This window comes from Floccifex sp. (genome assembly GCF_051873495.1).
GTDB lineage: Bacteria > Bacillota_I > Bacilli_A > Erysipelotrichales > Erysipelotrichaceae > Floccifex.
Window position 1 is genome coordinate 1 of sequence record NZ_JBJEEX010000088.1, and the last position, 7651, is coordinate 7651.

Below are 7651 nucleotides of genomic sequence, written 5' to 3' on the forward strand. Positions count from 1 at the left end.
TGACATTAATTATGTCTACTTATTGAATGGGGTCATCAGATGGGTACTCACATAATTTTAAAACGCTCTGAATTTCACTTAGGAAGTGAATCAGAGCATTTTTTTTAATCTCCTAATTGTATAATTAATCTCCTAAAATATAAATGAAATTAGGTGATTAATTATGCTGAATGGTTTATGATGTAAATAGATTGGAGATTAATTATATGAAATGGTTTGATTATTCAAAATTAGTTGAAAGAAAATTTGATCACGAAATAATAAGCTATATTGCCCAAATTCATGAATATAAAGGTAGGCAACAATTGTATCTGCAACAAAAGCCGGATGAACTAGAAAAATTAGTTGAGATAGCTAAAAGACAAAGTACAGAAAGTTCCAATGCGATTGAAGGAATTCGTACTACCAATGCAAGACTTAATGCGTTAATGAATGAAAAAGTGAATCCTAGAAATCGCAGTGAAGAAGAAATTATTGGTTATAGAAATGTATTAAATATCATACATGAAAGTTATGAATATGTGCCAATTCGATCAAATTATATTCTTCAACTTCATAAAATGTTGTATAGTTTTTCAAATCAAAGTTTCGCTGGAAAATATAAAGATGTTTCTAACGAAATCGATGCCAAATATCCAGATGGGAAGATTGTTTGCATCTTCAAACCCTTAGAACCATTTGAAACACCATATGCTGTTGAGAGATTGTGTGATGAATACAATAAAGCAATTGAACGATACAATATTGAACCATTAATCGCAATACCAATATTCATTCATGATTTTTTGTGCATTCATCCATTTAATGATGGAAATGGAAGAATGAGCCGATTATTGACAACTCTACTTTTATATAAAAGTGGATATGTTGTAGGTAAATATATCTCGATAGAAAAGAAAATCGAAATCACGAAGGAAGAATATTATGATGCTTTGTCAAAATCAAGCGAAAATTGGCATGAAAATGCGAATGATGATACACCTTTTATTAAATATATGTTAGGTGTAATACTTGCGGCCTATCGTGATTTTGAAGAAAGAGTGAATATAGTTGGCAATAAAGTAACATCCAAAGAAATGGTTGAAAAAGCAGTTTATTCCAAAATAGGTACATTTACTAAGAGTGATATTATGGAACTTTGTCCTGAAATCAGTAAAGCCTCTGTTGAAAGTAGTCTAAAAAAATTATGTGACGAAGGAAGAATCGCAAAAGTTGGCGGAGGAAGATCAACTTATTATTATCGGCGGGATTAAAAAGAAATGAAGTATACCAAGAAGAACATGAATATTTTGTTCTTCTTTTTTTATTGATAAAAATCCGAAATCGGAACAAACTCTTAAAAATAAGAATAAAATACCGAAATCGGGATTTTTATTGATACAATACTTGGATTTTGGTATATTCTAGGTGAGGTGATTCTTCATGATTATTCGAAAAAAATACTTAAACAAACTTATTTCTTGGAAAGATCACGATGTTATTAAAGTTGTAACTGGAATCAGAAGATGTGGTAAGTCAACTTTATTGAAACAATATCAAGATTATTTAAGAGATAATAATGTGATGGAGGAACAAATTATTTCAATTAATTTTGAAGATTTAAAATTTGAAGAGTTGTTAGATTATAGAGCATTATATGAATATGTAGAAAATAAGATTATTCCTGATAAAAAAATGTATATATTCTTAGATGAAATTCAAAAAGTTCCTAGTTTTGAAAAAGCAGTTGATAGTTTATATATTAAAAATAATGTAGATGTTTATATCACGGGATCAAATGCATATATGCTTTCTTCTGATTTATCTACTTTGTTATCTGGGCGTTATGTTGAAATATCTATGCTTCCTTTATCGTTTAAAGAATTTTATGAAGTAAAAAGTGGAAACAAAGAAGAAGCTTTCAATGAGTATTTAAAATATGGTGGTTTTCCTTATTTGATGAATATGCCATTAAATGACGAACAATTGAATATGTATTTAGAAGGGATTTATAATACGGTCATTGTAAAAGACATAGAAGAAAGAGAAAATAAAAAATATTTAGATCCAAACAAAAGGAAAATTACTAATATTGTTTTATTGAAAACAATTGCGAGGTATTTGGCAAGTACAGTTGGTAGTATTATATCGGTTAAGAATGTAACAGGGTATCTAACTTCAAGTGGTAGAAAAGTGTCAGCATCAACGGTTGATGATTATATGGAAGCTTTACAGGAGGCGTTTATTTTTTATCCGGTAGAACGATTTGATATTTCAGGGAAAAAGATTTTAAAAACATTAAATAAATGGTATATCGTTGATTTAGGATTAAGAAATTATATGTTACCTAAAGAAAGATATGACTTAGGATTTTCGCTAGAAAATATAGTTTATTTTGAACTGCTTCGAAGAGGCTACAGAGTTTGTGTAGGAAAAACAGATACATCTGAAATTGATTTTGTCGCACAGAAAAATGATGAAATTAATTATTTTCAAGTAACAGCAAATATGATGGATCAAACAACATTTGATAGAGAACTTGCTCCATTGAAATCTATCAAAGACAACTATCGTAAAATAGTTTTGACATTGGATAAGTTTACACTAGGTAATTATGATGGAATAGAAGTTGTGAATGCGATAGATTGGTTATTAGAGGAATAAAGGCAATAAGTCATAGGTGAAAAGCCTATGATTTTTATATAGGTATCGCATATCACCAATTTAATTTAAATGGTCTTTGATATATAATATTATTATATATATGACCAAATAAAAGGAGTCTTTTAAGTATAAGGAAACAGTTAATGTAGAATTAAAAAGAGAATTAACAGATGTTGTTAAATGTGAAATTGTAGCTTTTTTAAATACTATGGATGGAAAAATAATTATTGGTGTTGAAGATGACGGGAATATATATGAACCTTTTTTAAAATTAGATCAAGATTTTATTGATACTAAGATTGCGAATTGGCTACAAGATACAATTTATCCTTTACCTTCACATTTAATAAAATACTATTTTAATGATGACGGTGTCTTGGTGATTGAAATAAAAGAAGGGAAAGATAAGCCATATTATTTACGTGAAAAAGGACCTAAGCCAGCTGGTGTATATAAAAGAGTTGGAAGAAGCATAAGAAAAGCAAATGATTGGACTTTTAAATAGTAAAGATAAATATACTAATCTTGCTTTTATTTTATCAGATCAATCGGATGTTACGGTAAAAGTAGCTGAATATGATCGAAATAGAAACTTTAAAATAAAAAAACAGTTTACTGGCTCGTTAATAGAGTTATTCTATAATGTTAAAGAACAAGCAGATCGATTAAACGATGTTTCTGCAATTATTAATACGAAAACATTTGTAAGAAATGAGGTTGTTTCATATCCTGGTGCTTCTCTTAGAGAAATGATTTTAAATGCATTTATACATGCTGACTATTTTATAAGGTCTAACATAGAGGTTGAATTTTTTGAAGATAAATGCAAGATTACAAGTCCGGGTGGAATTTTTAATGCGTCTATGGAAGAGATTATGAAAGGAACACAAACTTATAGAAATCATAAATTGGTAAATATTTTTGACAAATTAGGATTAATTGAAAATTTTGGAACAGGAATTCCAAGAACTCTTGATGCATATAAAGATTATGATAAAAAACCAATATTTGAGGCGACAGATAACTTTTTCTATGTGACATTGCCTAATTTAAACTTTGATATAAATGACCAAATAAATGACCAAATAAATAATTTTGACTTGGATATATTAAGAATAATAAAACAAAATCCGGGAATAAAAGTTATGCAAATTCAAGCAAAATTATTAGAAAAAAATATAGAAGCAAGTGCAGATCAAATTCGAAATTCTATAAAGCGTAAAATTTCTTCATATATTGAACATAGAGGATCTAAAAAGACAGGTGGTTATTTTATTAAAAAATGAGTTATTTCATCTAAAATATTATTTTTTAACAATTAAGAAGAACGTGAAATTTTGTTCTTCTTTTTATTTGACTAAATAAAAAAACATATATTGACTTTGAGTCAACTTCAAGTTGTACAATGACTTTAAAGAAATATAGGAGAGGAAACAATGACAATTAAAGAAGTCTGTGAAAAATATGGTATTAGTGCCGACACGCTTCGTTATTATGAAAGAGTAGGAGTCATTCCTAAGGTCACAAGAACAAGTAGTGGAATTCGTAATTATACCCAAGATGATTTGAAATGGGTTGAAAATGCGATTTGTATGCGAAGTGCTGGAGTTCCGGTAGAAATGATTGTTGAATATGTACGATTGTTTCAAATGGGAGATGAAACCTTTAAACAAAGATGTGATTTATTAAAAGAAGCGAGAAAAGAAGTCGAAATAGCGAAAAAGAAATACGACGATGAATTAGAACGATTGAATTATAAAATTGCGAAGTATGAAGAAGCATGTAAAACCGGAATTTTAGTATGGGATAAAAAGGAGGAGATGGAATAATGAAAAATGTAGTTGTAATATCAACGAGTTTACGAACAAATAGTAACTCGGATGCGTTGGCTAAACAATTTGAAAAAGGAGCTAAAGAAGCGGGTAATCAAGTAGAATTTATATCTCTTCGTGGTAAAAATATTGGCTTTTGTCTTGGTTGTCTTTCTTGTCAAAGTAGTGGAAGTTGTGTCATTCAAGATGATGTCAGTGAAATCATGGAAAAAGTATTGAAAGCGGATGTTGTAGTTTGGGCCACTCCTATTTATTACTATGAAATGTCAGGGCAAATGAAAACATTAATTGATCGTCTAAATCCAATGTATTCCAAACACTATCACTTTAAAGATGTTTACTTTCTCGCAACAGCTACAGAGGATGGAGACTATGTTTATGAAAAAGCTGTGAATGGACTACAAGGATGGATTGATTGTTTTGATGGTGTTTCTTTAAAGGAAGTTGTGTTCTGTGGAAATGTGACAAGTCCAAATGAAATAAAAAATAATTCGAAACTACAAGAAGCCTATGAAATGGGGAAACAAGTGTAAATATGACGAAATTAGTAGCGTATTATTCCCGAGCTGATGAGAATTATTTTAGTGGAAAGTTACAGACAATTAAAGTAGGAAATACCGAAAAAGTAGCTAAGATGATATCAAATTTAATGGGTGCGGATTTATATAAAATTGAACAAAAATATCCATATGCATCTGACTATAATACTTGTATTGTTCAAGCCAAAGAAGATAAAAAGAACAATACGAGACCAGAGTTAACTAATCCATTAAATAGTGTTGAACAGTACGATGAAATTTATTTGGGTTATCCCAATTATTGGTCAACAATGCCTATGGCCGTGTATACGTTTTTAGAATCTTTTGATTTTAAAGATAAAATCATTCATCCTTTTTGTACTCATGAAGGAAGTGGACTATCGAATACGGAAAATGTTATTAAAAAGATTACGCATGCCAAGGTCAATAAAGGTTTAGCAATTGTAGGATCAAATGTGGATGATAGTTTGGATTTAATAGAAAGATGGATAAACATATAAATTCAAATATCCTATATTTTGAATTATTGAGTGATGTGAATCATAGAAATAAGACATCATATGAAAGTGAATAGGTATCCAAGTGGATGCCTTTTTATTTGGTGAAATGATATAATGAAGAAAAGTAAGTTATAGATATCTTAGAGGTGTCCCTCAAGGTATCCTTCAATGTCCCTCAAGAAAAATGAATAACAAGAAGGAAAAAAACTATGGATTTAATGGATTATGATGTAATTAAAAGAAAAGTAAATGGAAATTGGGAATATGCTCGTTATTTTGGAAAAGATGAAAATAATAAGCTTCGTTTTATTTCTTTAGAAGATGGAAAAGAATTTTTATTAGATGAAGATTTAAATGGATGGGAAAAAGTAGAAGAAGTACGATTGGATCGTGAACAATTAATTTCGATTGCTAGACACATGAACGATATAAAAGACTATATACCCGATGCATCCTTTGGCCGGTTCACAAGTGAATATGTCTATGATTTTACACTAGAAGATTTATTAATTGCGTGTAAAAATCTTCAAAACTGTAATCCAGGGGAAATCATAGAATGGTGTATTGTGGTTTGTGATGAGTTGTATGAAAATTTATTATCAAATCTTGGTGAGGACCAAGAATTTACATATGAAGGGATTCCTACTGAAAATGAATTTCTATATAATATGATTTCTAATATTTTGGATTGGTATAGTAGTGATACAGGTAATATTGGTGAAATTATTCGCAATAATATTAAAAACATTGAATCTCATTTAAATGGAAATTACTCGGATTATGAAAAGCGTTCTTATATTTCGTATTGGAATCATAATAAATGTTCAATTGATGAAGAACATAAAAAGTTATATAAACAATTCGTAGATGAATACTGTGAACAAAATGATAAAGATATGTTGGAATTAAAGGCCTATGCTTGTTATGGAAACGGAAATGGGATATATGAACAAGATTGGCAAGAATCAATGTCTTGTTTATTGAAGCTAATGGATATGGAATGTGATCCATATATAGCTAATACCCTTGGTTATATGTATTACTATGGAAGATGTAATAATGGTATTCCTGAATATGATAAAGCTTTTTATTATTTTTCCATTGGATCGGCTGGATATGTATATGAATCGAGATATAAATTAGCGGATATGTTTTTAAATGGATATGGCGTGAAACAAAATCGTCGTCTAGCTTTACATATGTATAATGAACTCTATAATGAAACCATTAAAAATATATTAACAGAAGAATATGATAGTCGCTTTGCCGATGTAGCTTTTCGACTTGGATCTTATATGGAAAAGGATCAAGACTATGATTATCGCTTAGCATTGGATTTTTATCTACAAGCACGATTCGCTCTTCGTAAGCGTATGGAAGAGGTAGATCAATATGGAGACTATAGTATTGCCACTTCTTTAGATCATTCGATTGATCGTATGATTGATAAAATTAACTGTCAAAAGAAACATAAAAGCTATCAAACGGATTTAATTGGACAATTAGTGAATACCGATTATAGTAAAGGTTATTTCTATGAAGCTAAAGTGATTTCTTCAAATGATAAAACACTATTAAAAATAAAAATTGTACAAAGAGACGGCGAACACATGAATTTATTAGTCACAATTCCAGAAATGCATTATTGTGACGTATTAGATGAAATAACTTTAGAATTAAAGAATATTAATGAATTGAGTGTGGAATTAAAAGAAGATACTTTTATTTTTGATGAAATTAATTTCAATAGTTTTTATTTATATGGAAATTATTTAGGAGAAATTGATGCCCAATTTGTTTTCACAAATCCTCATCAAGAACAAACATATACTTTTGTAGAAGTATCATTTGATGATAATAAAACATATACTTATATCAGTGATGATGTAGTACAAGTAGGAGATATTGTTCTTGTTGATGATAAAGAAGTAAAGGTTTGTAGGGTCATAGAAAAGTCAGAATATGATGTTTCTATGCCAATTGATAAATATAAACACGTACAAAAGCTCTAGGAAACTAGAGTTTTTTATAAAAAAGTAAGTTTTATTACTAAACTATTATAAAGGCACAGCAAGTACTGTGCCTTTCAGACTGTTGACAAAGTGGTCGACAGTCTTTTTAAATTCTGATATTATTG

At 29.3% G+C, this 7651-nt stretch carries 8 protein-coding genes; all 8 read left to right on the forward strand.

Annotated elements, in window-relative coordinates; translation table 11 throughout:
- Window positions 1–206 precede the first annotated feature (206 nt).
- Window positions 207–1253: a Fic family protein gene (locus ACI313_RS05130; protein ID WP_320608148.1), complete on the forward strand. Its 1047-nt coding sequence runs from the start codon at window positions 207–209 to the stop codon at window positions 1251–1253.
- A gap of 169 nt (window positions 1254–1422) precedes the next feature.
- A complete protein-coding gene (locus tag ACI313_RS05135; protein ID WP_439755466.1) occupies window positions 1423–2643 on the forward strand; it encodes an ATP-binding protein in 1221 nt (406 codons plus the stop codon).
- 187 nt (window positions 2644–2830) lie between these two features.
- Window positions 2831–3148 carry an AlbA family DNA-binding domain-containing protein gene (locus ACI313_RS05140; RefSeq protein ID WP_407066612.1) on the forward strand — a complete coding sequence of 106 codons (318 nt, stop codon included), beginning with the start codon at window positions 2831–2833 and terminating at the stop codon, window positions 3146–3148.
- Entirely contained in the window at window positions 3129–3929 is an 801-nt protein-coding gene (locus ACI313_RS05145; protein ID WP_320608146.1) for an ATP-binding protein, read from the forward strand. The genes ACI313_RS05140 and ACI313_RS05145 overlap by 20 nt, the downstream gene beginning before the upstream one ends.
- A 150-nt stretch (window positions 3930–4079) precedes the next feature.
- Entirely contained in the window at window positions 4080–4472 is a 393-nt protein-coding gene (locus tag ACI313_RS05150; protein WP_439755467.1) for a MerR family transcriptional regulator, read from the forward strand.
- The gene (locus ACI313_RS05155; RefSeq protein ID WP_320608144.1) at window positions 4472–5008 is read left to right on the forward strand and encodes a flavodoxin family protein; all 537 of its coding nucleotides are present in this window, start codon (window positions 4472–4474) and stop codon (window positions 5006–5008) included. Before ACI313_RS05150 ends, ACI313_RS05155 begins: the two co-directional genes overlap by 1 nt.
- Window positions 5009–5010: 2 nt before the next feature.
- Window positions 5011–5514, forward strand: a complete 504-nt coding sequence (locus ACI313_RS05160) for a flavodoxin (protein ID WP_439755468.1) — start codon at window positions 5011–5013, stop codon at window positions 5512–5514.
- A 209-nt stretch (window positions 5515–5723) separates the two neighbouring features.
- Window positions 5724–7526: a tetratricopeptide repeat protein gene (locus ACI313_RS05165; RefSeq protein WP_320608142.1), complete on the forward strand. Its 1803-nt coding sequence runs from the start codon at window positions 5724–5726 to the stop codon at window positions 7524–7526.
- Window positions 7527–7651 lie beyond the last annotated feature (125 nt).

Bases quoted from the DNA above. Each gene is read 5' to 3' on its own strand.
- ACI313_RS05130 (WP_320608148.1), top strand. From the start codon at position 207: ATGAAATGGTTTGATTATTCAAAATTAGTTGAAAGAAAATTTGATCAC.
- ACI313_RS05135 (WP_439755466.1), top strand. From the start codon at position 1,423: ATGATTATTCGAAAAAAATACTTAAACAAACTTATTTCTTGGAAAGAT.
- ACI313_RS05145 (WP_320608146.1), top strand. From the start codon at position 3,129: ATGATTGGACTTTTAAATAGTAAAGATAAATATACTAATCTTGCTTTT.
- ACI313_RS05150 (WP_439755467.1), top strand. From the start codon at position 4,080: ATGACAATTAAAGAAGTCTGTGAAAAATATGGTATTAGTGCCGACACG.
- ACI313_RS05155 (WP_320608144.1), top strand. From the start codon at position 4,472: ATGAAAAATGTAGTTGTAATATCAACGAGTTTACGAACAAATAGTAAC.
- ACI313_RS05160 (WP_439755468.1), top strand. From the start codon at position 5,011: ATGACGAAATTAGTAGCGTATTATTCCCGAGCTGATGAGAATTATTTT.
- ACI313_RS05165 (WP_320608142.1), top strand. From the start codon at position 5,724: ATGGATTTAATGGATTATGATGTAATTAAAAGAAAAGTAAATGGAAAT.